The 26,590-nt window shown below is 48.1% G+C and carries 25 protein-coding genes; 19 read left to right on the top strand and 6 right to left on the bottom strand.

All coding sequences use genetic code 11. The features are described 5' to 3' along the window. Positions 1-12: 12 nt before the first annotated feature. Positions 13-1,293, bottom strand: coding sequence for a peptidylprolyl isomerase SurA (gene surA, locus KO518_RS04000; RefSeq protein ID WP_216024546.1), 1,281 nt, complete (start codon positions 1,291-1,293; stop codon positions 13-15). Between the two features lie 59 nt (positions 1,294-1,352). Continuing rightward, complete coding sequence (gene lptD, locus KO518_RS03995; protein WP_216024545.1) at positions 1,353-3,596, bottom strand: LPS assembly protein LptD; 2,244 nt, start codon at positions 3,594-3,596, stop codon at positions 1,353-1,355. 355 nt (positions 3,597-3,951) lie between these two features. Between lptD and djlA the strand changes: the two genes are divergently transcribed. From djlA to KO518_RS03940, 11 genes are all read left to right on the top strand, one after another. Further along, positions 3,952-4,794, top strand: a complete 843-nt coding sequence (gene djlA, locus KO518_RS03990; RefSeq protein ID WP_216024544.1) for a co-chaperone DjlA — start codon at positions 3,952-3,954, stop codon at positions 4,792-4,794. After that, complete coding sequence (gene xerD, locus KO518_RS03985; protein ID WP_216024543.1) at positions 4,794-5,708, top strand: site-specific tyrosine recombinase XerD; 915 nt, start codon at positions 4,794-4,796, stop codon at positions 5,706-5,708. The genes djlA and xerD overlap by 1 nt, the downstream gene beginning before the upstream one ends. 150 nt (positions 5,709-5,858) lie before the next feature. Next, a complete protein-coding gene (locus tag KO518_RS03980) occupies positions 5,859-6,632 on the top strand; it encodes a DsbC family protein (protein ID WP_216024542.1) in 774 nt (257 codons plus the stop codon). A 2-nt stretch (positions 6,633-6,634) separates the two neighbouring features. Then, a complete protein-coding gene (gene recJ / locus KO518_RS03975) occupies positions 6,635-8,368 on the top strand; it encodes a single-stranded-DNA-specific exonuclease RecJ (RefSeq protein WP_216024541.1) in 1,734 nt (577 codons plus the stop codon). Continuing rightward, on the top strand, positions 8,361-8,633 hold the full coding sequence (locus tag KO518_RS03970) for a hypothetical protein (RefSeq protein WP_252735889.1): 273 nt from the start codon (positions 8,361-8,363) through the stop codon (positions 8,631-8,633). The genes recJ and KO518_RS03970 overlap by 8 nt, the downstream gene beginning before the upstream one ends. Before the next feature lie 12 nt (positions 8,634-8,645). Next, the gene (recO, locus tag KO518_RS03965; RefSeq protein WP_252735888.1) at positions 8,646-9,332 is read left to right on the top strand and encodes a DNA repair protein RecO; all 687 of its coding nucleotides are present in this window, start codon (positions 8,646-8,648) and stop codon (positions 9,330-9,332) included. A 75-nt stretch (positions 9,333-9,407) separates the two neighbouring features. Beyond that, positions 9,408-10,151 carry a pyridoxine 5'-phosphate synthase gene (gene pdxJ / locus KO518_RS03960; protein ID WP_216024539.1) on the top strand — a complete coding sequence of 248 codons (744 nt, stop codon included), beginning with the start codon at positions 9,408-9,410 and terminating at the stop codon, positions 10,149-10,151. A gap of 3 nt (positions 10,152-10,154) precedes the next feature. Further along, the gene (gene acpS, locus KO518_RS03955) at positions 10,155-10,541 is read left to right on the top strand and encodes a holo-ACP synthase (protein ID WP_216024538.1); all 387 of its coding nucleotides are present in this window, start codon (positions 10,155-10,157) and stop codon (positions 10,539-10,541) included. A gap of 3 nt (positions 10,542-10,544) precedes the next feature. Next, the gene (rlmD, locus tag KO518_RS03950; protein ID WP_216024537.1) at positions 10,545-11,888 is read left to right on the top strand and encodes a 23S rRNA (uracil(1939)-C(5))-methyltransferase RlmD; all 1,344 of its coding nucleotides are present in this window, start codon (positions 10,545-10,547) and stop codon (positions 11,886-11,888) included. Positions 11,889-11,894: 6 nt separating this feature from the next. After that, positions 11,895-14,081 (top strand): GTP diphosphokinase, encoded by a 2,187-nt coding sequence (gene relA, locus KO518_RS03945; RefSeq protein WP_216024536.1) that lies wholly within the window; start codon positions 11,895-11,897, stop codon positions 14,079-14,081. Next, on the top strand, positions 14,059-14,490 hold the full coding sequence (locus KO518_RS03940; protein WP_216024535.1) for a MazG nucleotide pyrophosphohydrolase domain-containing protein: 432 nt from the start codon (positions 14,059-14,061) through the stop codon (positions 14,488-14,490). Before relA ends, KO518_RS03940 begins: the two co-directional genes overlap by 23 nt. Here KO518_RS03940 and KO518_RS03935 read toward each other — a convergent pair. After that, positions 14,480-15,376, bottom strand: a complete 897-nt coding sequence (locus tag KO518_RS03935; RefSeq protein ID WP_216024534.1) for a hypothetical protein — start codon at positions 15,374-15,376, stop codon at positions 14,480-14,482. The genes KO518_RS03940 and KO518_RS03935 overlap by 11 nt on opposite strands. 407 nt (positions 15,377-15,783) lie before the next feature. Here KO518_RS03935 and rplM point away from each other — a divergent pair, with 407 nt between their 5' ends. The 7 genes from rplM (at position 15,784) to KO518_RS03900 (ending at position 20,881) form a co-directional block, all read left to right on the top strand. Then, positions 15,784-16,212, top strand: coding sequence for a 50S ribosomal protein L13 (rplM, locus tag KO518_RS03930; protein WP_216024533.1), 429 nt, complete (start codon positions 15,784-15,786; stop codon positions 16,210-16,212). 12 nt (positions 16,213-16,224) lie between these two features. Beyond that, on the top strand, positions 16,225-16,617 hold the full coding sequence (gene rpsI, locus KO518_RS03925; RefSeq protein ID WP_216024532.1) for a 30S ribosomal protein S9: 393 nt from the start codon (positions 16,225-16,227) through the stop codon (positions 16,615-16,617). Positions 16,618-17,045: 428 nt separating this feature from the next. Further along, positions 17,046-17,675: a ubiquinol-cytochrome c reductase iron-sulfur subunit gene (petA, locus tag KO518_RS03920; protein WP_216024531.1), complete on the top strand. Its 630-nt coding sequence runs from the start codon at positions 17,046-17,048 to the stop codon at positions 17,673-17,675. Positions 17,676-17,677: 2 nt separating this feature from the next. Next, positions 17,678-18,943: a cytochrome b N-terminal domain-containing protein gene (locus KO518_RS03915; protein WP_216024530.1), complete on the top strand. Its 1,266-nt coding sequence runs from the start codon at positions 17,678-17,680 to the stop codon at positions 18,941-18,943. Continuing rightward, positions 18,940-19,674, top strand: a complete 735-nt coding sequence (locus tag KO518_RS03910; protein WP_216024529.1) for a cytochrome c1 — start codon at positions 18,940-18,942, stop codon at positions 19,672-19,674. The genes KO518_RS03915 and KO518_RS03910 overlap by 4 nt, the downstream gene beginning before the upstream one ends. Positions 19,675-19,784: 110 nt before the next feature. Continuing rightward, positions 19,785-20,417: a stringent starvation protein SspA gene (gene sspA, locus KO518_RS03905; protein WP_216024528.1), complete on the top strand. Its 633-nt coding sequence runs from the start codon at positions 19,785-19,787 to the stop codon at positions 20,415-20,417. Next, on the top strand, positions 20,414-20,881 hold the full coding sequence (locus KO518_RS03900; protein ID WP_371742237.1) for a ClpXP protease specificity-enhancing factor: 468 nt from the start codon (positions 20,414-20,416) through the stop codon (positions 20,879-20,881). The genes sspA and KO518_RS03900 overlap by 4 nt, the downstream gene beginning before the upstream one ends. Before the next feature lie 37 nt (positions 20,882-20,918). Here the strand turns inward: KO518_RS03900 and mgtE are convergent, their stop codons facing one another. From mgtE to KO518_RS03885, 3 genes are all read right to left on the bottom strand, one after another. Then, positions 20,919-22,277 carry a magnesium transporter gene (mgtE, locus tag KO518_RS03895; protein ID WP_216024526.1) on the bottom strand — a complete coding sequence of 453 codons (1,359 nt, stop codon included), beginning with the start codon at positions 22,275-22,277 and terminating at the stop codon, positions 20,919-20,921. Between the two features lie 105 nt (positions 22,278-22,382). Continuing rightward, on the bottom strand, positions 22,383-22,568 hold the full coding sequence (locus KO518_RS03890; protein ID WP_216024525.1) for a hypothetical protein: 186 nt from the start codon (positions 22,566-22,568) through the stop codon (positions 22,383-22,385). A gap of 17 nt (positions 22,569-22,585) precedes the next feature. After that, entirely contained in the window at positions 22,586-23,887 is a 1,302-nt protein-coding gene (locus tag KO518_RS03885) for a trehalase family glycosidase (protein WP_216024524.1), read from the bottom strand. 197 nt (positions 23,888-24,084) lie between these two features. On the opposite strand from KO518_RS03885, the gene KO518_RS03880 reads away from it, so the two are divergent. Next, entirely contained in the window at positions 24,085-26,523 is a 2,439-nt protein-coding gene (locus KO518_RS03880) for a TonB-dependent siderophore receptor (protein WP_216024723.1), read from the top strand. The last annotated feature ends 67 nt before the right edge of the window (positions 26,524-26,590 follow it).

The raw sequence follows: 26,590 nt of genomic DNA, 5'->3' as shown, positions 1-26,590 counted from the left end.
GGCTCGCGTTGCTTATTCCAAGACTTCGATATAAGCAGAATCGCGCATTTCGCGCAACCAGGCTTCCGATTCTTCTTTGAATTTTCGGTTGTATAACAGTTGTGAAGCTCTGTCTTCTTTGCGCTTTTCCGTCGCATCGTCAAAGCGGCGGTCTAGTAACTGCATCAAGTGCCAGCCGTGAACCGTGCGCACCGGCTGACTGTACTCACCAGGTGCTAATTGCGCCAAGGTATCACGGAATTCCGGTACATAGATAGTTGGGTCTGCCCACCCCAGTTCTCCGCCTTTGAGTGCTGAGCCGGGATCTTCTGAATATTCTTTGGCCAGTTCAGCAAAGTCTGCTTCGCCGTCGATGAGTTGTTGACGGAATTCAAGCAACATGGTTTTGGCTTTCTCATCGCTCAAAATAATGGAAGGCTTTATCAATATGTGACGTGAGTTCACTTCTTCAATTGTGACTTTTTCAATACCTCTTGTATCTTTAATTTTGAGTATGTGAAAACCTGCTCCGCTGCGTATAGGACCAATTAGCGCGCCGTTTTCTTTGCCCTGAACCGCTTCGGCAAACAGCGTCGGCATAGAGTTGATATTCAGCCAACCCAAATCCCCTCCTTCAAGGGCATTCGTACCGGAAGATGAGGTGATTGCAATTTTGGCAAAGTCTGCACCGCCTTCAAGAATTTCGATTACCTTGTCAGCGCGGGCTCGGGCATTGGTTACATCTTCGTCAGTTGGATCAGACGGCAAACCGATAAGAATATGGCCAAGGTTGTATTCGGCCTGTTCAGCACCCTGTTGATCCATGAGTTTTACCAAGCTCTCGATTTCTTGCTGGGTAATGTATACTCTTCTGCGAACATTGGCACGGCGCACTTCTCCCACTATCAGCTCTTCCCGTACATTTTCGCGATAGTCGTCGTAGGCGATCCCTTCCCGTTGCAACTCTGCTCGCAAGTCGTCTACCGTGGCACCCTGTTGTTGAGCGATATTAGCAATGGTTTGTTCCAGCTGTGGGTCACTGACCTGTACCCCCATGCGCTCTGCCATCTGCATTTGAAGACTTTTGATGATGAGTCGCTCAATCGCCTGTGTACGCAGTACCCGGTCTGAAGGCAACGCCTGACCTTGTGCTTCGGCGTTGCGTTTTACCTCTTCAATGAGGTTTTGAATTTCGCTCTCAAGAACAACGCCCTGGTCAACAATGACCGCTGTGCGGTCCAGGGAAACAGATTGTGCCATGCTCATAAATGAGAACAGGGCACTGATGCAAATCGCGCGGATAATGAACTTCATAATCACTCTTTTCTAGGTTTACTGTTTGCAGACCAGCATTGTCATTAATGCCAGGCGCGTTAATTTAAACTATATGGCTGTCGGTAGCCAAACAATCCGTTCGTCAGCATATTCTGACTTATCGATGAAGACCCCATGCCCTTAAAGATAAAGTTCATGGAAATCCCGGAATCATACTCGTCCAGAGACTGGGCCCCATCTGCCGCAAAACGGTTGCTGATTTGACGTTGGGCAACAATTTGGATTGCCCAGCAACACGATTCGTATTGCACGCCAAAGTAGTTTTCAACGCTGCGGTTTCGGTCTAAATCACGATAGGTTCGTCCTACCAGTTGCCAGCGATTTGACAACGGCCAACTGGCTGATAGTCCTACTTGGTCAATGGTTTCACCAGATAGTTCCCTAACGTAACGGTGTGTTAATTGCAATAGTTTACTACTGCTTCTGCGGTATTCGAAGGTTGTACTACTGCGTTCAACTTTCTCCGTTGACGTTGCCAATTGAAAATCGTTGTGAAATGTCCAGTTTCCGTTGAATCGCCAATCGAGTTCTACCGCCAACAGCGAGCGGTCATCTTCCCGTGCATTGGTAATCACCCTGCTGTCATCGAGATAAAAGATCTGACCAACGCTAAAGACGAATTGTTCCCGGTTTGCTTTATCCAAAAACCTGCTGGTGAGCGCTACGGTAAGCTGATTGTTATCGGTAATGCGGTCCAGGCCAGTAAAATCACGGTCTCTGAACAGACCTTCCACATCGGTCAACCACAAGGTAGTGTCGTACAGCCCAATGTCTGATTGATTTTCATAGGACGTGTAAAGGTATTGCATTCTCGGCTCTAACGTCATCGACATGTCTTCGCTGAACCAACTTTGGTCTTTTTCGAAGTAAAGCGCGCCGTAGAGTTTAGCCTGCCCAAGGGTGCGATTTACTTTTTCAGACAGTGTTGTGCCTTCCACGTTGTCCTGTCGATAATAGGTGTTAAGCGCACTGAACTCAGCGGTGAATTCACCCCAGTGTCGCTGATATGGTATAGCCAGCGTGGGAGCTGCGTGAAAACGCATGGCGGTAGGGGTGTCAGGTGAAGTGCTATCGAACCAGGCCAGTTCAGAATTCAGCCGAAATTCAAGTAATTCTGCTAACGGATATGTGACATTGAGCTTTGCTTCCGGCAATGCGCGGTATACATCGGTGTAGTCACCAATAATTTCAAAGTCACGGGCATGAACAGAAAACAACAAGTTATCCGACGCATAATTGATGCTGGCTGAACGCTGTAAGTGGGTGTCAGCACGGTTATAAAAATCGGAACTTAAATCGACGATATAATTGTCGTCACTGATGCCGTTGATGTTAACCGAAGTGCTCCAGTTCTGATTGATTTGCCCTTGGTGATAAAACCGATAAAAATATCTGTCAGGTCGGGTGGAAATATCTGTGTCTTCCGGCAAATACTCTAGGTTGAGTTGGGTGTAACTGCTTTTAGAGAGATGACGAAATTCCGTTTTTAACTGCAAGCCCCGATTTGTCATCAAGCGGGGAGACAGCGTCATATCGTAATTTGGTGCCATGTTCCAATAAAAGGGCTGTTCGTAATCAATCCCGGTATTAGAGGAGTTCGAAATCAATGGGAAGAGAAACCCCGTTTGCCGCTGGTTTGTAAGCGGAAAGGCAAAATAGGGCAGATAGAACACCGGCACATCGGCCAAGTAAAACCGTGTGTGTTTTGCTTCCCCCCAGGCTTTTCCGCGCCTAACGCTAATTTCAGAAGCGCGAATCATCCACTCTTCTTCACCTTCAGGACAAGTGGTAAAGCTGACGTCCCTGAGCACCAGTCCATCCTGACTGTTTACCGCAATGGTACTGGCATCCCCGCGCCCAAGAGAGCCGTTCAAGTGATATACGGTGTTGGCCATGGTAAGGGTCTCGCCAGCGGAATCAATGTCGACGCTGTCTGAGGATACCTGAACCTGTTTGTCCTGGTATTCTACATCGCCTTTGGCATAAAGCTGCTGGCCATTGTCGTTGATTTGTGCCTGATCAGCCCGGATCTTGGCTGAATCGGAAGTAATGTCCACATTGCCCGAAAATAAAGCCACTTCCCGCTCTATGATTTCTGCTCGATTTGCTTCTACCCGTACCTCTCCAGCAGGCATGAGTTTATCGCTTGAAAATGCGACGGGTGATACGGGACACAACCCCGACAATGCAGCATTGTCGGGGCTTATCGTTTTGTTTTGTTGAGCCACTACAGTACCGCTGCTAAGCGCGGCTAAAAGAATGGAGGCACAGGTTTTATTCATGTATTGACGGATGGCCTGTTTCTTTCATCGCACCGCAGTTTGAACAATTTACCAGACAAGCGGTGCGAAGGTGTCCTGAGTCAGGGCATTTCCCCATTGATTTGCGGGTATTGCCAGATAAAAGAGGTAATTCTAAGCACTTCTGCGTTAAGAACCAACCGTCAATACCAAAAAAGTGACAAAGTTTTGCATTAGTGTGCCACCATTATTCACTATCAGGCCTTTAAACTACATTGTTAGATGCCATATATCTCAGAATATTGTACCGTTGACAGATATAACGGGTGTAGGGTCAAGGCCATGGGTATTGGTGTGCGCAAGGCGAAAGTAGTCAGACATAAACGGGAGTGTGACGATGTTATTTTGGGGAAAAATCCTCGGGTTTGTTTTTGGGTTTATGTTTCTGAAAATACCTGGTGCTATCCTGGGGCTAATAGTCGGGCATTTTTTCGATAAGGCATACAGCCAGGATTTCAATCAACTGGGTGGATTCGGCCGCTTTTTCACAGACCAGTCGGGAGTAAAACAACAGGCTGTTTTTTTCCATGCACTATTTTCTTCCCTTGGTCACCTCGCCAAATCCGATGGTCAGGTGACCGAGCGCGAAATAAAAATTGCCACCCTTCTGATGGACGATATGCAACTACGCGGCGATGCTCGCAGCGAAGCCCAACAAGCCTTCAGAGAGGGTAAATCGACGGCTTTTCCCTTAACCGATACACTGCGCGGATTGGTAGAGTCGTGCCATGGACGTCGGGATATCCTGCAGATGTTTCTGGAAATTCTGATTCAGGCCGCGTTTGCAGACGGCACTTTATCGACGCCAGAGTATAAGGTGCTGGAAAAAGTGGCGCAGGCGTTGAGCTTCAAACGCCAGGAACTGGATTTTCTCATTTCAGCTTACGAAGCCGAAATTCGCTTTAGGCAGCGAGGAGGTGCTTATGGGCAGCAGCACCAGCAACGCAGCCAGACCTATAGCGATTCACAAACCCTCGATGATGCTTATCGCATTTTAGGGGTAACTGCGTCTGACGATGAAAAGACCATAAAACGGGCGTATCGTAAAAGAATGTCAGAACATCACCCCGACAAACTGGCATCAAAGGGCTTGCCACAACAGGCTATGGAAATTGCCAAAGGCAAAGCGCAGGACATCCAGGCCGCATACGAACTTATCAAAGAGAAGCGCGGTTTCTGATGGCGAGAAAAGAGCCGCTTTCGGTTGTAAATACGGCAATTATTGATGAATTCATCGACATGCTTTGGCTGGAGAAAGGGCTCAGTGAACACACGCAACAGAGTTATCGCACCGACCTGACGAAAATGGCCCTTTATTTTCAGACCCAAGGTATGCGTGACTGCCGGGTACTGACCACTGAGTCACTGCAAACCTATTTGCACCAGCGTCACAAACAGGGCTTGTCTGCCCGCAGTACTCAACGAGCTCTCTCTGCCATGCGGGCGTTTTATTCATTTCTAATCAGCCGACAGGTGCGCACCGACAACCCGGCAACCCAGCTTGCCAACCCTAAAACAGCTAAGGCACTGCCTTCGTCCCTTAGCGAGCAGCAGGTAGAGGATTTGCTGGCAGCCCCTGATACAAACGACCCAGTGGAGTGTCGCGATCGCTGTATGCTTGAAGTGCTTTACGCCACAGGGCTGCGAGTATCGGAACTCATCAGCTTGCGCATGGAACAGGTTAGTCTACAACAGGGCGTAGTCCGGGTTACTGGAAAGGGAAATAAAGACCGACTGGTACCTTTGGGGGAAGATGCTATGGACTGGATTACCACCTATGTGAAGGCGTCTCGTCCTGCTTTGCTTAAGCATCAGACAGACGTATTGTTCGTGAGTTTGCGTGGCGTACAAATGACCCGACAAACCTTCTGGCATCGGATTAAAATCTATGCGCAAAGGGCGGCTATTGACCAACATTTATCCCCCCACACATTGCGTCATGCCTTTGCAACCCATTTACTCAATCACGGCGCCGATTTACGGGTAGTGCAAATGTTACTGGGTCATAGTGATCTTTCGACCACGCAAATATACACCCACGTCGCCACGGAGCGGCTTCAAAATCTTATCCATAGTCACCACCCCAGAGGGTGATTTTCCGCGGCGATGAACGCATAGCTGAGACGCATCAGTGACCTTTCTGGCTGGTTTTATTGTGGTATTATCGTGACATTGTTATTTTTTATCCATTGCACCGGTCATGTAATCTAGTGTTGGAAACGTCTGGTGAATCGAGGAGTTATCGTGGAAAAAGTGAGTTATGCAGTGCTGATGGCACTGGGTTTTGTTTTGTCTGTAGGTTGTACGGCAGAAACCGTTGATGAGGCTAGTCCGTCGACACAGACAGCGGCGGCAACTCCGTCTGTTGAGCAAGCGACAATTGTGTCCAGGGTGAAATCGATTGTGGGTATTGAGCCTGATACTATCGCTAACGCACCACTTGATGGGATGTTAGAGATCACTGCTGCCAATCAGGTGTTCTACATGTCCGAAGATGCCAACTATATGTTATTCGGCCATATTTATGACCTGAACGCAGGTATGAAAGATCTCACCGAAGTTGCGTTGGGCAAAGTTAGATTAGATGCCATTGCACCCTTTAAGGATGACGCTATAGAATTTAAAGCCGATGACGAGCAGCACGTAATTACGGTATTCACCGATTATACGTGTGGCTATTGCAAAAAACTTCACCGCGAAGTCGACGAACTAAACGAGGCAGGTATAACGGTGCGTTACCTCGCTTGGCCACGGGCGGGGCTGGGTACTGAGAATTATGAAAACATGGTGTCTATCTGGTGCTCAGATGATCCTAAATCTGCGTTAACCAAAGCGAAATCTATCTCCAATCCCACCTTCAGTGGAGAAAGCTGTAAAAACACGGTAGCGGAGCAGTTTACCGCAGGCCGCAATTTAGGTGTTCGGGGCACACCTGCGATCATCTTCGACAATGGAAAAATGGTGCCAGGTTACAAGCCGGCAAGTGTACTGATTCAGGATGTTTTTGAATCTGAATAGCCATGACATTACCAATCGTCAGACGCGCGCTGCGAGCTGATACCCGCCTGAGTGCCGATTTACACCCGGTGCTGGACAGGGTTTATCGCGCGCGTGACATTAATGATATTAACGAGTTAAACACCTCGGCAAAAGCGTTGTTGCACTACGAGCAACTTAGGGATATCGACAAAGCAACGACATTGTTGGTTGATGCTCTGAAAACACAAAAGAAAATCACCATAGTGGGAGACTTCGATGCGGATGGAGCTACTTCTACCGCAGTGTGTATACTGGCGTTAAAGCAAATGGGGTTTGCTCATATCAGTTACCTTGTGCCAAATCGCTTCGATTTTGGTTACGGGCTTAGCAAACAAATTGTTGATGTCGCCTTGCAACAGGGCGCGGAAGTCATTGTTACCGTCGACAATGGCATCGCCTGTTTTGACGGCGTGGCCCATGCCAGGGCGTTGGGCTTGCGTGTTATTGTCACCGATCATCACCTGCCTGCCCCATCGCTGCCTGACGCAGACGCCATTGTGAATCCAAACCGCAAAGATTGCGGGTTTGCCTCCAAAAGTATTGCGGGCGTGGGCGTAGCTTTCTATCTCATGTTGGCGTTGCGGGCAAAGCTGCAACGAGAGGACTGGTTCACGCCCTCACGCCCGGCGCCCAATCTGGCCAATTTGCTGGATATTGTGGCAGTTGGAACCGTGGCAGACGTAGTCAGTTTAGACAAAAACAACCGTGTGCTGGTTTACCAAGGCTTACAGCGCATTCGCAGTGGCCAGTGTCGTCCGGGCATTAAAGCGCTATTTGAAGTGGCCAACAGGAATAAACCGCTGGCGTATCTGACAGCGACGGACCTCGGTTTCGTCATAGGCCCTAGGCTAAATGCGGCAGGCCGGTTGGAAGATATGGCCCTGGGTATTGAATGTCTGCTGTGTGATGACCCCCTGCAAGCGCGACACATGGCAAGCGAGCTTGACCGTTTAAACCTTCAGCGCCGGGCAATCGAGAATGAAATGAAGGAAGAAGCGGAAGCCGCCCTGGCTTCTATCAGTGTGGAAGGTGAACTTCCTCCCGCTCTGGTGTTGTATCAACCGCATTTTCATCAGGGCGTAGTGGGTATTGTAGCGGGGCGCTTGAAAGAGAAACATCACCGCCCTGTGATTGTATTTGCTAATCAGAATGAGCGTGAAATTAAAGGTTCAGCTCGTTCTATACCCGGTTTGCATATTCGCGATATACTGGATGAAGTGAATACCGCTTGGCCCGGCGTAATCGACAAATTTGGAGGTCATGCCATGGCTGCGGGTCTGAGCTTGACACGGGAATCATTGCCAGTTTTTGAAGCGGCATTGCACAAGGTAACCCGCAGACACCTCAACGGACTTGATAGTGATAAGGTGATACTCTCAGACGGCGAGTTGTCCGCCGATGACCTGGCACTTGATCTGGCGCATACATTGCGTCAGGCAGGTCCTTTTGGGCAGGGTTTCGACGCGCCCTTGTTCGATGGCATTATGGACGTTGTTGATCAGCGCATGGTGGGCGAAAATAAAAATCATCTCAAACTCGTGCTGCGTAAAAGCAACGGTGAAGAAGTCGATGCCATTGCATTTAGTGTGGATACCACCGTCTGGCCAAGTAGTATTTGTAAGCGTGTACAGGTTGCATATCGACTCGATATAAATACGTTTAGAGGGCGTGAGTCGCTGCAACTGTTGATTGAAGAGATTGAACCCGTTGAATGAAGGTCAATTCCTGACACAAAAGCACCCAGCACTGACCCATAGCGAGCAGTGTAAGGTGGTGTCACATGTGCAGCGCGAGGAAGGCGATTGGATTCGCCATACGCTGATGATAGAAAATGTGGATGTTCCTTTCGTTTTTCGCCGCAAGCAGGCTTATCGGTCGTTAAAAGGGGCGCGGGTTAACCTGACGTACTATCCCCAGCAAACGTCAGTTGCCGGGCTTGCATTTGAATTTATGAAAGTCGTTCGCATAAAGCGTAGCTAAGGCCTTCTGTTGATGGATAATTGGTTACGGGGGTATGTATTGCACCGAAGAGCATATCGGGAAACCTCCTACATCGTTGATTTTTTTTCGTTTGAAGCCGGCAGAGTGAGTGCGGTAGCCAAAGGCATTCGCAACAGTAAGTCAGACAGGAAAAGCCTGCTTCAGCCCTTCCGCCCGCTGCGGTTTCAGTTAACGGGCAAAACAGATTTAAAAAACGTAAAATTGCTGGAAGACAACGGTAATGCGTTAGTATTACACGGCAAAGCGTTGTTTTGTGCGTTGTATCTCAACGAGGTCATCAATCGCATTTTGCCCCAGGGGCTGGCATGCGAGTGGATGTTTGAACGCTATCAACAGGCACTGGATAGCCTTGTGACATCCGCTGATCTCGAGCTCACATTACGAGAGTTTGAGTTTTCCTTGTTAGAAGAAATGGGTATGCTGGCAGACTGGTTTTCAGACGGTGCGTCTGGCGAGCCGATTCGAGAGGGAGCATGGTATATATATTCCGCTGAGCAGGGCTATGTGTTAAGTCAGCAGTTAGATCACAAATATAGGATCCCAGGCAGCGCATTATTGGCGCTGGGGGAGGGAACCTGGTCGTCGGAGGCCCGGAGGGCAGCAAAGTTAATCAACCGTCAGGCGCTAAATGTTATGCTTGGTGGCAAGCCCCTTAAAAGCAGAGAGTTATTTCGATAGTTGCAGACAAACGCGCTGCGACATTTTTTATTAGTAGATGCACATCACACAGCAATAATACAGGCAGAACGTGGAATGAAAGAAATTCTTCTCGGCGTTAATATCGATCACATCGCCACCCTTCGAAATGCGCGGGGAACCCGTTATCCCGATCCGGTTCACGCTGCGGATATCGCCGAGCGCGCTGGCGCTGACGGTATTACTGTTCATTTGCGCGAAGACAGACGGCACATAAAAGACCGTGATGTGAAGTTGTTGGCACAAACAATTAATACACGTCTCAATCTGGAAATGGCGGTGACTGATGAAATGGTCAACATTGCGCTGGAAGTGAAACCGGCTTTTTGTTGCCTGGTGCCGGAAAAAAGAGCAGAACTCACTACCGAGGGCGGTCTTGATGTTACCGGCAACAGAGCCAGTATCAAACGTGCCTGTGATGTATTGGCAGAGGCGGGTATTCAGGTTTCCTTGTTCATAGACGCAGAAGAAAAACAAATTGACGCAGCAGTTGAATGCGGTGCGCCTTATATTGAAATACACACCGGCCAGTATGCTGATGCAACCACAGAACAGCGCCAAAAATTTGAACTACAAAGGCTCAAAACCGGTATTGAGTACGCCCATCAACAGGGCTTAAAGGTAAATGCCGGGCACGGTTTACATTATCACAATGTCAAACCCATCGCCGCTATTCCCACGTTGGTTGAGCTCAATATCGGTCACGCAATTATTGCCCGTGCAGCCTTCGACGGGCTGGAAAAAGCCGTCACGGATATGCGTGTACTCATGCAAGAAGCGAGATTGGGAAGCGCGCTGTAAAGTATGGCAATCGTAGGTATGGGAACAGATATTGTGGAGATTGCCCGCATTGCGTCTGCACTGGCGCGCTCTGAAAAACTGGCTGCCCGGGTATTAACTGCTCGGGAAATGCGTGTGTTTCAGCAAAGTGGTGAGCCCTGCCGTTATCTGGCAAAGCGTTTTGCAGTAAAAGAAGCTGCGGTGAAGGCATTGGGTACTGGTATTGGCAGGGGAATCGGCTGGCACCAGGTAGAAGTCGGTAACCAGGAATCTGGCGCGCCTTTTCTCACCTTTAATGGCGCATTTGCCAAACTGTGTGAGGAAAAAGGGGTGACTGGTAGTCATGTTTCAATTTCTGATGAGCAACACTACGCAACCGCCACCGTTATATTAGAGTCGTCGAAGGGTTAGTGTATGGTGAGTTTTTACAAGCCGGGAAAAAAAAGTAAACCCCTTGCTGGTACTAAAACGGTGTATGTTCATCAATGGGACATGCAGGGGCAGGGGGTGTGTAAAGATGAAAAGCCAGTGCTTTTTGTTGACGGCGCGCTTCCTGGTGAGACAGTGTCAGTAACTGTCACACAAAGTCAGAAAAACCGTGCTAAAGCGAGTGTTAAAAAGGTAGTTGACGCGAGTGCCTCCCGGGTAATGCCGTTTTGCGATAAAGCGAAGCGGTGCGGCGGATGTCAACTGCAACATGTCAACGCAGACGATGCACTACAATGGCGGCAACAGGCTATTTCCTCTTATTGGCAGAAACAATTGGGGGTAAGTACCATTCCTTGGCAACCCCCGGTAAAAAGTACGCGAGAGGCATATCGGCGAAAGGCCAGACTTGCCGTTGATGTACGCAATGTTAAACAACCAAAAATTGGATACCGTGAGGCCAGTGGTAGTCAGGTCGTAGATATTGATACCTGCCCGGTACTGGTTGCGTCACTGCAGTCGCTCATTCTTCCTTTAAAGCAAGTATTATTGCCTCATCCGGCTACACGTCACCTGGGGCATGTCAGTTTGCTGGCGGGAGACAATGTTGCCAGTGTAGCACTTCGCTTTACCCGTCCACCGTCTCAATCATTACAGGATGCGCTTAAAGAATTTGCTTGTAATCACGGTGTAAACATGCAGTGGGAACACAATGAAAAAGTAGTGGTACTTCATGAGGCAGCTCCGCTTCGAGTGACGACTGAAGGCGATCTTTTTCTCAGTCCCTCACCCAACGACTTTGTGCAGGTAAACAAAGTTGTCAATCAACGCATGATAGAACAAGCAATGGCTTGGTTGGCACCTAAGCCTGGAGAGCGGATCGCTGACTGGTTTAGTGGGCTGGGTAATTTTTCACTCTCATTGGCAAAGCGCGGCGCTTCTGTGTTTGCAGTTGAGGGTGTCGCCAACATGGTAGAGCGCGCAAAACACAATGCGCTAAAACAGGGCATCTCGTCCATTGATTGGGCACACCGAGACTTGTTCGACCAACAAGCCATTGCAACAGGGCTTCGCCACGGTATAGATAAGGTGCTCATTGATCCATCCAGAGAAGGGGCGCTGGCGGTATGTGAAGCACTGGCGGAGTACAAGGTAAAATCAATTTTGTATGTTTCTTGCAATCCAAGTACGTTAACCCGTGATATTCGCTGCCTCTTGGATGCTGGATATCACATGGAAAAAGTGGGGCTTATTGAAATGTTCCCTCAAACCCGGCATCTTGAAATGATGATGCTGTTCACGGACAATAAAAACACCAGAAAAGCGAGTTGATGTTTTATGGTATCAACACGAAAAGTTCACGAACCCGATCGGCCTCCTTTTGATGTGTGGCTGGATAGTTTGTCGCTCAGTGACACCACCAAAGACAAATTAAAAGCGGTATCCCATATGCCTGAGCGCCTGCTCATCGGTCAGGAAATGGTTGAAATTCTGCATCAGTTGAACATGGATGACGTCACGTTACAGGCGGCCCTTGTTTATCCGTATTGCGAGCAGCACGAGCTTTCAGATGAAGCGGTTCAATCTGAATTTGGGCACGATATCAGCGATTTGATATGTGGTGTCAGGCGCATGGATGCTATCAAAACCCTTCACACTCGCAGGCGGGGAGAATCGGCATTATCAGTGCCTGACGAACAACATATCGACAGTATCCGCCGCATGTTGTTAGCGATGGTGGAAGATGTTCGCGCTGTGGTTATTAAAATGGCCGAGCGAATATGCGAACTTCAACAGGTGAAGAAAGCCGACGAAGAAACCCGGGTGATGGTTGCCCGTGAGTGTGCGACTATTTATGCCCCGTTGGCAAACAGGTTGGGCATCGGGCAATTAAAGTGGGAACTGGAAGATTTGGCTTTTCGCTATTTACATCCGAAAACCTACAAAGATATTGCCCGGCAGCTCGATGGTAAACGCAAAGCCAGAGCCGATTACATCTCAAATGTGGTCACCGAATTACAAGCGTTGGTAGACAACAATCATATTAAAGCTGAAGTTTACGGTCGCCCAAAGCACATTTACAGCATCTGGAAAAAGATGCAGAAAAAACACCTGACATTCGAACAACTGTTTGATATTCGCGCGGTCAGGATTATCGCTGAACGGCTTCAGGATTGTTACGCGGCGCTGGGCACAGTGCACGCGCATTACAAACATATTCCCAATGAGTTTGACGACTATATCGCCACACCGAAGCCCAATGGCTATCAATCGATTCATACCGTTATAATAGGGCCGCAAGGCAAGCCGGTTGAGATTCAGATCCGCACGCAGCAAATGCATCAGGATGCGGAGTTGGGTGTAGCGGCGCATTGGAAATACAAAGAAGGCTCAACCGGAAAAGCATCGGGATACGACGAGCGTATTAACTGGCTCAGACGCATTTTACAATGGCAAGAAGAGGTTGCGGAAAGCGGTGACCTCGTTGAGGAACTGCGCAGTCAGGTATTTGATGACCGCGTTTATGTTTTCACACCTAAAGGCGATGTGGTTGACCTGCCACTGGGGGCGACACCACTGGACTTTGCTTATTACATACACAGCAATGTGGGGCATCGTTGCATTGGTGCGAAAGTGAACAACCGGATTGTGCCTTTTACATATCAATTGCAAAGTGGTGATCAGGTTGAGATCCACACTGGTAAGGCGTTAAATCCATCCCGGGATTGGATGCATCCAGGCCTTGGTTATGTGCACTCATCACGAGCCCGGGCTACTATTCATTCCTTCTTTAAAAAGCAAGATAAAGAAAAGAATCAGCAAGCTGGTAAAGAGCTTATTGAGCGGGAACTCAGCCGCGCACACTTGCCGGCTAAAGTGCCACCGCAAGCCTGTGAGAAATACAATTTACAGCATGTAGATGATTTGTACGCGGCAATTGGCGCAGGTGATCTTCGCGTCATGACAGTGGTGAATCATATTCAGCAATTGCTGGAGCCTGAATCGGCGCCAGCCCAGGATGACATTAGCCCAAAAGTAAAAAAACGACGCAGTGCTGGTGCAAAAGGCAAGCAAGACACCATTGTCATTGAAGGTGTGGGGCATCTGATGAGTCAGCTGGCAAATTGCTGTAAACCAGTGCCGGGCGATGCCATCCTTGGCTATATTACTCAGGGTCGGGGCGTGAGTGTACACAAGGAAAACTGCGACCAGTTGCAGCATTTGTTAGAGCAGCACCCGGAACGCCAGATTGAAGTAAGCTGGTCTTCTGGCTTGTCGGTGGGCTTTGAAACCGCCATCGATATCTATTGTACGGATAGAACGGGGATATTGCGGGATATTACGACTGTACTTGCCAATGAAGGGGTCGCGTTACTCGGGGTAAATAGCTTGAGCGACAAGTCAAGGCAAACGGCGCTAATTACTGTGTCTGTTGAGGTGACTAACCGCGAAGTGCTGGCCAAAGTGATGTCCCGTTTGTTACAGCTAAAAGGCGTAGAAGATGTCAAAAGAAAAACCCACTGATTTTTTTGCTGATGTGTCTGAGCCGCAGTCGGCATGGGCTTATGCCCTTGCTCTGCAGCAAGCGTGTGCGAAAGTGGGGTTTGACTGGTCTCAACCCATGCAGGTTTTAGACAAAGTCAAAGAAGAAATAGACGAAGTTAAGACCGAGTTAACCCGGGAAACACTTCAACCGGCGCGGTTGGAGGAAGAAATTGGTGATGCTTTTTTTGCACTGACAAATCTGGCCAGGCATTGCAATGTGGATGCTGAACGAGCGCTCAACACTGCCAGTGAAAAGTTTAAGGGGCGTTTTGAGCTAGTCTGCCGGTATGCAGCTGGTGCCGACAGGAAAGTTAAAGATTACACGCTTCCAGAGCTTGAACAATTGTGGGAAAAGGCAAAACAGGCTGGTGCAGAAATTAGTCGGTAATAGCGTTTAACGCGTTGACCATGATTTCCGGATGGCTAGACCAATTAGTACCTTCCAATTCATAAGACAGTAAGGGGGAGGTTAAATAGTGCTTTTGGCGACGGGGATCGGCAATCATGGCTTTTGCTTTTTGGTGGTTTGGGTACTGGTTGAACAAGCGCGCTAACTCACCTGTCTCTAATAATCGCGTCAGCCCGACTTTCAATCTTTGTCTCAACTCTGGTAGGTGAGGACCGACGAAGAAATATTCGTAACTCGGGTACACGAGGAGGTGATTTTGTTCCATCACCAGATTCGGGCGCTTGTGATGGTTTAAATCGCGGTAAACTTCCACCACATTGCGGGGAAAATAATCAACGATACCTTCCTCAAGACCGCGATACATTGTGGAGTACCAGTCGCTCCAGTTTGCTGACGAAACGCGAAAATCATGACTTTTCAAGATGCGAGTGTCCGGCCAGTCACCGCCCTGAACGGCATACATGAGCTTAATGTTGTCCAGTGTCTGATTGGGCATAAAATCCGGTTGCCTGTCTTTGTGAATAACGAAAACGCGATAGCCACCGAGGCCTTGGATCAGGGGGAATCGCACTGGTAGTAAATCTGCTTCGAGCTGGTCGGTAGTGACACTCCACATAATATCGGCTTCTTTGTGACGCAGTGTCATTATTTGTCGCCCTTGAGACATGGGCAGGGGGTGATGTTTGATGGTTGCTTCACCAAAATCTTCCTCGGTTATGTCCATGGCCGCATTTAACACGGCGATGTGGTAGATGCCGTAATTCTCGCCAGCAAAAGATGTTGTTAGCGTATATTCTCTATTGGCAGCATGAGCAATAAGCGTGGGAGCTAATAACAGAACTGTTAAAATGTCGCGAAAAGACATCGAACCCTTCCAAAAAAAGTAACGAGAGAAACTATTGCCATAGTATTGCACAAAAACTGCATTTTTCTTTATTTAGGCAACAAGACTCATAGTAGCCCAAAGGGGCTATTGATAGGGCGGGCGGTAAATCCCTGCATAGAATCTCGGAGGCGTCAGAAACCAAGCCGGAGCCCAAGACTAAAATCTATGGGTAGAAAGCCCGGCAATAATTCAATTAATTTAGCCAAATTATCACTTTGGGGTTCGCTTTTTGCCCAAATCCTGTATAATTCGCGCCCTGCCCAGTTACACCCACCTTTGGGAAGGTGGAAGAATCAATGGGCTCGAAGGGGTCCGGTCATTGATTTTAATTAGATTTCCGGCTTTTCCGGTAATCTGTAACGAAGAATTTTTCGGGTGATTTTGAAATGAAAACTTTTGTTGCTAAACCAGAAACGGTACAACGTGACTGGTACGTGGTAGATGCCACTGACAAAACTTTAGGTCGTCTTGCGACCGAAATTGCGCGCCGTCTGCGCGGTAAACACAAAGCTGAGTACACGCCTCACGTTGATACTGGCGATTATATCGTTGTTATTAACGCTGAGAAAGTGACCGTAACAGGTAACAAAGCGCAAGGTAAAATGTACTACGCCCACACGGGTTATCCAGGTGGTCTGAAAGAGACGAACTTTGAAAAACTGATTGCTCACAAACCTGAAATGGTTATCGAGAAAGCAGTTAAAGGAATGCTGCCAAAAGGTCCTCTGGGCCGAGCAATGTTCCGCAAAATGAAAGTTTACGCTGGTGCTGAACATAAGCACGCAGCACAGCAGCCACAAGTTTTGGACATCTAAGGAGCGTTTGACATGGCAGATACTCAATACTACGGCACAGGCCGCCGCAAAAGTTCTACTGCTCGTGTGTTCCTGCGTCCTGGTACAGGTAACATCGTAGTAAACCAACGTGCTCTTGATGAGTACTTTGGCCGCGAAACCGAGTGCATGGTTGTTCGTCAGCCACTTGAGTTAGTAGAAATGACTGAAAAGTTTGACCTTTACATCACTGTTAAGGGTGGTGGTTCTAACGGTCAAGCTGGCGCAATCCGTCACGGTATTACCCGTGCACTGATGGATTACGATGAAGCATTGCGTCCTTCACTGCGTAAAGCAGGCTTTGTTACACGTGACGCACGTCGCGTTGAACGTAAGAAAGTTGGTTTGCATAAAGCACGTAAGAAGCCACAGTTCTCAAAGCGTTAATTTTCGCTTACCACTGTTTCAAAAAACCCGGTATATGCCGGGTTTTTTTATTCTCTTGTATTCTGGCGACTGGAAATCGCTGGCACTTAAGCCCCATAGCCTTGGTGAAGACAATCACCGCCATTAAATAATTATCACCTATCTGCCATCCAGGAAGCCTTGGTCTATACTTTCGTTGGGCGAGTGTGATGACCGGAAATATCGCTGGTATTGATCGAGCGCATTACATCTTTTTTTTAAAGTGATAAAACCTTGTAACTCTAAGGGGTTTTCCCTTATCATCCTTGACTAAAATAACAAAAGACACCAACTCAACGCCCAAGTTGAGCAGTGTTAGTAGACGAAAACAGGCCGAACCGAGCTCTGATCTCATTAAAGTTGTTAAAATAATGTGACGGGCTCTTAATCCGAATCTGGAGATTATGTGGATGAGTAACGTATCAGTTGATGCAAAAGACTCTGCACTCAGCGAAACCCAGCCAGACAACACCCGCCGCCGGTTCCTGACGGTAGCGACATCAGTTGTTGGTGCAGTGGGAGTCGGGGGCGCCGCTGTTCCTTTTGTAACATCTTGGAACCCGAGTGCGAAAGCGAAAGCTGCTGGTGCAGACGTCGAGGTTGATATTAGTGCAATCGAACCCGGACAACTGATACGCGTGATGTGGCGCAGTAAGCCGGTGTGGATTGTAAGAAGGACGCCAGAAACCCTGGCAGGGCTGGCGGACCACGAAGACATTCTGCGTGACCCAAACTCCGAAGCTGAACAACAACCTGCCTTCGCAAAAAATCGCTATCGTTCGTTAAAAGAAGAATATCTCATCCTTGTGGGTATTTGTACTCACTTGGGGTGTTCACCCCAATATCTGAAAGACGGTGCATTCGAAGAGGCTGTTGAGGGTGTACCTGATGGCTTTTTCTGCCCTTGCCACGGCTCTAAGTTTGATATGGCTGGACGGGTATTCCAGAGTGTACCCGCGCCATTGAACCTCGTTGTTCCCCCTTATCAGTTTGTTGATGACACCACTGTGATCATTGGTTCAGAAGCGGAGGCTGTTTAATTATGAATGCTTTTTTGAACTGGATTGAAGAGCGCATTCCAATGATGCGGGTGGCGAATATGCACGCTATCCAATATCCGGCCCCGCGCAATATGAACTTTTGGTATGTATTTGGTTTTCTTGCCACCATTGTGCTAGTGAATCAAATCGTGACTGGCATTTGGCTTACTATGAACTATAACCCTACCGCTGAAGGGGCATTTTTCTCGGTAGAGTACATCATGCGCGAAGTGGACTTTGGCTGGATCATCCGGTATATGCACAGTACTGGTGCCTCGGCGTTTTTCATCGTGGTATACATGCATATGTTCCGCGGCATGATTTATGGGTCCTACCAAAAACCCCGTGAATTGCTGTGGGTATTTGGCATGTTCATTTATCTTGCATTGATGGCAGAGGCCTTCATGGGCTATGTATTGCCGTGGGGACAAATGTCTTATTGGGGCGCTCAGGTAATAGTGTCCTTGTTTAGTGCTATTCCCGTCATTGGGCCTGATCTGGTGATATGGATTCAGGGTGACTACGTTATTTCGGGCGCAACGCTAAACCGCTTCTTTGCCCTGCACGTGATCGCTCTCCCGCTAGTGATCGTTATTCTGGTATTCCTGCATATTATTGCTTTACACGAAGTGGGTTCTAACAACCCTGACGGTGTGGCAATTAAGCACAAAAAAGGCTCATTGTCAGAAAGTGAAAAAACGCCTTATGAAATCCATGAGTATTACACTAGCAAATACGACATCGCCGATGACGTAGTGCCTTTCTTCCCGCATATTGTCTTGAAAGACTTGGTGGCTTTTAGTGTTTTCCTGTTTGTGTTCTGTTACATCATGTTCTTCGCGCCGGAAATGGGCGGTAAATTCCTCGAACATCCAAATTTTGAAATTGCCAACCCGCTGAAAACACCGGAGCACATTTTCCCAGTTTGGTATTTCACGCCTTTCTATGCGATTTTGAAAGCCGTACCCGATAAGTTGTTTGGTGTTATTGCCATGTTTGGTGCTATTGCTGCGCTGTTCGCTTTGCCATGGTTAGACAGGGGGAGAGTGAAGTCCTGGCGTTATCGCTGTGGGTTGCACAAAGTCAACCTGTTGGTTTTTGCCGCGGTGTTTGTTTTCCTTGGATACCTTGGTGGTACGCCACAGGAGAACTGGAAAATTATTGCGTCGCAAATAGCCACAGTGTTTTATTTTGGCTTCTTTGTTGCGCTGTTCCTGTACAGCAAAAACGAAAAAACAAAACCTGTACCAGCGAGGATCCCTAAATGAGAAAGTTGATAATCGCGCTAGCCTTTCTCCTACCCGGCGCAGTATTTGCTGCTGGAGGTAATGTTCACCTGGACAAGGCACCAGTTGATTTAACAGATAAAGCGTCGCTTCAACGCGGTGCTAAAATCTTTATGAATTACTGTTTGGGTTGCCACTCTATGCAATATCAGCGCTATCAGCGCACCTTCAGTGACTTAGGTATTCCTGATGAACTGGGTCAAGAGTACCTTCAATTCACCGGTGAGAAAGTTACCGACTACATAACCAGGTCTATGCCCGAAGATAATGCCGCGACCTGGTTTGGTGCCGCGCCACCGGATTTAACGCTGGTGAATCGCGTTAGAGGCTCAGATTGGATATATACCTACCTGCGCAGTTTTTATGTGGATGAAAGTCGACCTTTTGGTGTGAATAACGCGGTGTTTAAGGATGTAGGTATGCCCCACGTCCTTCAGCCCCTTCAGGGAACGCCCAGACTAACCCATGAAGAAACCATGATAGACGGTGAAATGAAAGAGCAGTTTGTCGGTATTAAGACTGACGGTGACGGCGCGCTCAGTACAGAAGAATATGATCAGGCCGTGGCTGATTTGGTCAATTTCCTCGCTTACAGTGGCGAACCTTTCCGTCTGCAGTCTGAAAGTATAGGCAAGTGGGTCCTGGTGTTTATCATTGTCTTATTCTTCTTTGTCTTTTTATTGAAAAAAGAATACTGGAAGGAAGTGCACTAAACGGTGCGAATTTGTGTATAATACGCAAGGGGGCATTCCGCCCCCTTTTTTAGCATGTGTTGCCGGGAATAGTTGATTGTCGGCGAAATACTCTCGACGGAGGAAAATGAATGGCCGTAGCCGCGAATAAGCGTTCAATCATGACGTTGTTCTCAGATACCATCGACATTTACAGTCACCAGGTTCGTATTGTGTTGGCTGAAAAGGGCGTAGGTGTTGAAATTAGTTATACTGATCCTACTAATTTGCCTGAGGATCTCATTGATCTGAACCCCTACGGTACAGTGCCTACACTCGTAGACAGAGAGTTAGTGCTCTATAAATCCCATATTATTATGGAATACCTCGACGAGCGTTTTCCACATCCGCCTTTGATGCCGGTTTATCCTGTGTCCCGTGGCCAGAGCCGCTTAATGATGCATCGCGTAGAGCAAGATTGGTATTCTTTGGCAAAACGCATCTTCCGCAATGAAGGTGATGTGGAAGCTGCACGCAATGAATTGCGTGAAGCCTTATTGGCCCTGGGTCCTATTTTTGCTGAGATGCCTTATTTCATGAGCGAAGAGTTTAGTCTGGTCGACTGCTATTTAGCTCCTTTGTTGTGGCGTTTGCCAGCTTTGGGTATCACCCTTACCGGCAATGGCAGCAAGGAAGTGAATGCATATATGAACAGGATTTTCTCCCGTAGTTCTTTCAAAGCTTCTCTGACGGATCAGGAACGCGAAATCCACAATCCGTTATGAATACAATGACGCCAAACCAGCCCTATTTGCTTAGGGCATTCTTCGATTGGATTGTAGACAATCAGCTCACGCCTTATATTGTTGTTGATGCCACAATAGAGCGGGTTGATGTGCCACGGGAATTTGTCAAAGATGGCCAGATAGTATTGAACGTTTCTCCGGCCGCCTGTGTGAATTTTGCGTTGGATTTAGATGCGTTGTCGTTCCAGGCAAGGTTTGGTGGACAACCCCGGCAGTTGTTTATTCCCTGTCAGGCTGTTTTGGCAATTTACGCCAGAGAAAATGGAGCCGGTACGGTGTTCGCCGTTGAGGAGGATATCAGTGCATCTGAAACTACCTCGTCATCAGTTGATACTGATGACGGAACACGAAGCAGACCATCCGGTGATGTTTCCGAAGGCGACGCAAAGAAAGCGCCTGTACCGCCGAAGAAAGGCAAACCCAACCTTAAAGTTATTAAATAAAAAATCGGCTCGCATGCCGATTTTTTATTTCCTTGATTCACATTAACAATAATGTGGCCGTTCCAAGAAACGCAAATATCCCAACTACATCGGTGATCGTGGTAAGAATGACACTGCCGGCAAGGGCTGGGTCTATCTTAAGTCGCTTCATTATCATCGGCAGCGTTGCCCCTGATAATGCTGCGGCAATCATGTTAACCATCATGGCGAACGCGATAACGATACCGAGCATTAAATCTTGCTTCCATACACCGATGACAGTGGCGATAAGCAGCGCCCATATCATGCCGTTTAAAAATCCGATGGCAATTTCTTTACTTACCAGCCAGCGGGCATTGCTTCCGTTTACATGTCCTAATGCCATACCGCGAATCACCAGGGTCAGGGTCTGGTTACCTGCTACGCCTCCCATACTGGGAACGATAGTATTAAGTATGGCCAGCACGGCTAACTGACTCAACGTGGCTTCGAATAAATCACTGACCGCTGCTGCCATTAACGCGGTAACCAGGTTGACGCCCAGCCAGATCGAACGTCTTTGGGTACTTTGCAACACAGGTGCGAAGGTGTCTTCCTCGTCGTCCAAACCGGCCATACTCATCATTGAGTGCTCAGCATCTTCACGAATAATATCGACAACGTCATCGATGGTTATACGCCCTACCAGTCTGTGCTTGTCATCGACAACAGGGGCTGAAAGCCAGTTGTAGCGTTCGAACAGGCTTGCGACTTCGTTATCCGGCATATTGACTGGTACAGCTTCGGCGTCGTCGTCCATTACCTCAGCCACTTTGTCTTCCGGATCGGCAGTGAGCAGACGGGCTACGGGCACAAGCCCCACGAGGTTATCGGTTCTGTTGACTACGTAAAAGGTGTCGGTGTTTTCAGGCAAATCGCCTTTTAAACGCAAGTACCGCAGAACAACATCAACAGTAACATCAGGTCGCAGGGTAATTGTGTCAGTATTCATGATGAAACCAGCGGTTTCTTCACCGTAAGACATCGCCTGCTCAGCACGCATTCTGTCTTGGGTGTCCATGGACTGTAAAATACCCTGCAACACTTCGTCAGGCAGACTGCTCAGGGTTTCTGCCAGGTCATCGGTGTCCATTTCTTCCAGGGCATCAACAACCTTTTCCGGTACCATCTTGCTGATAATACCGTTGCGCACGTCTTCAGACAGTTCTTCTAATACATCGCCGTGAAAATCGGCGTCAATGAGCTCCCACAACTCATCACGGGTTTTGGTGGGGCTCGATTCAAGAATTAGGGCAACGTCACTGGAAGGCAGCTCGTGTAGCATTTTCCTGACGGAAACAAAACGGCCATCGTTTAATGCACTGTTCAGTGCCCATAGCTGACTTTGTGCTGACTTACTTTCGAGGGTCTCTGCCACAAAAATTCCCTTGAGAAACAAGATGAAAAGAGAGGGTAGGCATAGGATACATTACCAACAAATGCCTGTCATGAAGATTCAGTCCTGAGATGGAACTCTGTGCATTTATTCAAACAAGAAGGTTTCCCATGGGTGTATGGCTAACAACATGCCCATGTGCTGACGCTCAGACACCGGTAACGCGCTATCTGCGTCATTTAAGGCTGCGACGACAAAGCGCCCACATATAGGCGCCTTGTCGCTATAGCAGGTAAGAAGGACGCGCAATTGCCCCTCTAGCCGTTGTGACATTCCGACAACGTACGACTTTAATTGTCATTGGTTGGCGCCGGAAGCAACCAATACAATGCCATTGCAGCTGTCCACGAAAAGTCCGCACCGCCACTTCTTGCGCCTGTCTCTGCGTGAAAGGACTCGTTGAAGCCACTGGTATAGATACATGCACGACTTGCTTCAGTGATACGCCTTGCGTAACTTGTAAACCCGTACTCTTCCATTCCCAATGCAATCATCCAGTTAATATGTAGCCAGATAGGGCCGCGCCAGTAGCGCTGAGGCTCGTAATTCGGATCGTCCGGATGAGTGGAAGAAATAGCGAACGGACTGTGTTTTAGCCAGTGATCAAGCTCCGAGGTCATTGGGGTAACCTGGTTGTCAGTAACCAAACCTGCAAAAAATGGCAGTAGACCAGCCGACGTGCGCGCCTTACACATAGTATTGCTTCGGGTGTCAAAGCTGTGAAACAGGTTGGTTTCAACGTTCCATAGCTTGCCAATTGCACATTGTGTCAATGCAAGACGATCTTCCAAATAGCGGGTTTGTGCATTGCTAATTCCCAGCTCTGCGCACAGATCCAGTAAATCCTTAGTAGCGCGGTGCAAAATGGAAATAATACTGACATCGTTAACTCGGTATGGGCAATCCTGATAAATTAAGGTGTCATCGAAATTCATTTTGCGGAAAAAGTCCACCAAATATAAAAAGCGATCGTACTCTTTTTTATGTGGACGCTCTGAAGCATCAATATGACTGGTATCGCGGCGGGTGTAGTGCCAGTCAACACACGGTACCGCTTCAAGGGCAGCGTCCCATGCTGGGCTGTTGTCCATCCCAGATTCCCAAGGATGATAACTCACTACCAAGCCGGTGTTTTCCGGGTCGCGTTGTTTGTACCACCATAGATGATAATCAAGCAGTTGTGGAACGATAGTTTGGATCTGGGATTCTGCGAGCTTTCGGTCTTTAGCCTCGTCAAACAAGCGCCGTATCACAGTCGCTAATACAGGTGGCTGGGTAATTGACGTGCTGTCTGGCGAGTTTTTTACGCCCCAGATATCCGGACCGGGGAAGTACGTATCTGAATGCTGATGAAAAACTACATGGGGAATCATGCCTGATTTCCATTGCGCACTCAGTAATGAGGTTGTTTCTTCCCATGCACGGGGCTCGTCAAACGGCAGCCAGCCCAAGGCGACAATAGCGGAATCCCAGTTCCATTGAAACGGGTAGAGTCCGTGGGTGGGAACTGTGTAGCCTCCCAGATCGTTCTTAATGAGGGTTGCTTTGGCGTCCGCAGCTAATTGCGCGTCGCGTTGTTCAATCTTTGACATTAAATTTACCCAATATGAGTTTAGTTTATACGGATTATGCCACATAAATTTATAATTAAAACCCATTTTGGGTTGAAGGCGGTTAATTTTTGCTTTATTGTAAATATGAAGTTAATCGACGGTGTCGCATACGGCGTGTGGGAAGCCGGGATACAACATCAGATACGAATAAAAAATGTCGGAGAAACACAGTGAAAATGCTACTTCTTGCTACTACTATTTCGTCGTTACTGTCTGGTAACGCTATCGCTCAGGACAGCAGCCAGGCCACGGGAGATCAAACGTCTGATGCCAAGTTTGAACAGATTGTGGTAACTGGCACCAGTCGAGCCCGTCTCATGGCCGAAACTCCTCAGTCGACCACTTCAATGGGGGCACAGGAAATTGCCAAACTTTCGATGAGCAGCCAGGCTGACGTACTTCGGTATGTACCGGGCGTTAAAGTAGAAGGGGGCGGTGGTGAAGTAGCGACAAATCTGCAGGTGAGAGGCTTGCCATCATCGGGCCAGTTTCAATTCACACCATTATTGTACGATGGTTCTCCAACATTCAGTGCCTTTGGCTTGAACTCGTCGGCCTATGATGTTTACTTCCGCAATGATCTGGGTATTGAGCGGGTGGAATTTGTGCGTGGTGGGGTGTCTAACTTATTTGGTCAGGGTTCGGTAGCTGGCGTAATTAACTACATTTCTTCAAAGGGTACTGACGTTTCGGAAAGTACTGTTCAATTGGAGCTCTCAGATAACAACCGCAAACGCATTGATTTTGCTACCAGTGGCCCGCTAAACGAACAGGGCTTGTATTACGCCATGTCCGGTTTCTATCGTTACGACGAGGGTCCCATTGATACGGGATTGCCGACAGAAGGGTACCAAATCCGTGGCAATATCCACAAAGAGTTTAACGATGGCAGCGGTTACTTCACACTGTATGGTCAGGCAATTGATGACCAGGTTCAGTTTTTCCTGCCTATTCCACTGGATTCGCAAAGTCGCAACCGGGTTGTAGGCAATGACGGTCAAGAGGTTGAGTCGACGCAAACATTTTATGCCTCTGGCCTGTCTTACGATACCGCTGATGGGCGCTATCGCACACCGATCGAAGAGGGGGCGGCGACGCGAGGCGGCTCTGTGTCAATGGAGTTTTCAAAAGATCTGGGCAATGATTTCAGCGTGTTAGCAAGGGCAAAGTACGCGAGCTATGACCATCAGTTTAACCTCTTCCTCGATGGTGACGGAATAATTAATGTACCTGAAACCCAAAGTGAGTACCTGGCAAACCGAGGTCTGGATGAACTTGGAACAGCACAGTTTACCTACGCTGGGACAGACATCGCATTGCCAGAGGGAGATTTGCTGTTTGCCAACAGGATCCTAGACAGAGACAGACCGGCTACGGACTTCTCATCCGAATTGAATATTGTGAAATACCTGGATATTGCTGATTTTTCTCACAGTGTTACCGTTGGTACTTTCTTTTCAAGTGCAGAAGCAGAAGACAACAATGTCATTACCCGCTACCTGGGTGAGTTTAATAACCAGGCAAGACTGGTGGACCTTACCATTACCGATGAGCTAAACAACAGTGTTATCGCAAGCCAAAATGGCGTAAGTGGCCCGGGTATCAGCTTCTCTGATACAACCATTTCAGCGCGCAGAACCGCGTTTTATATTGCCGACCAAATGCAAAATGATGACTGGATAATTGACATTGGCTTACGTTGGGAAAACATCGACGGTACGATTACCCGTGAAGGTAGTGAATCTGTTTTAGTTAATGACGATCCGCAACTCTATTCAGATCTGCAAATGAATGTCACGGGCAACGGCCTTTTGACCCACGGGAAAGTTTCTAATTCAGAAGTGGCGTACTCGGTAGCGGCTTTGTACAAGATGACAGACAACGTTAATGTGTATGCTAACTACTCTCGGGGGTTTTTCTTTCCGGAACTGCGTGGTGTGGCATTTGATCCCAGTGGTGCTCCGGGCTCCTACGAAAGTGAGATCGTCAAACAGGCTGAATTAGGAGCTAAATTCTTCACACAAGATTTCATAGGTACGGTAGCACTGTTTAAGACAGATTTAGAGGATAGACGGTCGGTAGACTTTGTTAATGACGAGAATGGTGTTGCCGTAGAAGTTCCCGTGTTTCAGTCTACGGAAGCGTACGGCGTAGAATTGGTAGGTAGCTATAATATCACTGATGACCTCATCTTCGACGCAAACTTTACCTATACTGACCACGAATTTACGGAGTACGACTCAGATCCGACCGTTGTTGGCAACGAGTTGAGAAGAAAGCCTAAAGTCATGTTTAACTCATCGTTGCGTTATACGCTGGACGACTGGGACATTTCTTTCTATCACAATTACCATGGAAAGAACTATACCAACGACGCCAATACTGTTGAACTTGATGATTTCCATGTGTTCCGTTTGGACACGGGCTATACGTGGGAGTTTGGTGACAATGAAAGGGTACGGGCAAGCATTGCGGTATGGAATCTGTTCGACTCAGATGGTATTACTGAAGGGTCACCGCGATTAGGCAACAACCAGACTGCCGGTGAATCGTACTTTGTTGGTCGTCCAATTTTACCCCGTCGCGTGTCTTTCCGTGTGCGGTACGATTTTTAAGTTTAAGAGATTCGATGACGAATACTCACTAGCGCTGATGGCCTCAAAGGGGGGCGTCAGCATCCTG

The sequence above is a fragment of the Aestuariibacter sp. A3R04 genome, from assembly GCF_018860805.1.
Taxonomy (GTDB): domain Bacteria; phylum Pseudomonadota; class Gammaproteobacteria; order Enterobacterales; family Alteromonadaceae; genus Alteromonas.
Note: the sequence above shows the minus strand (reverse complement) of the source record. Positions and strands in the feature narration are given on the sequence as shown.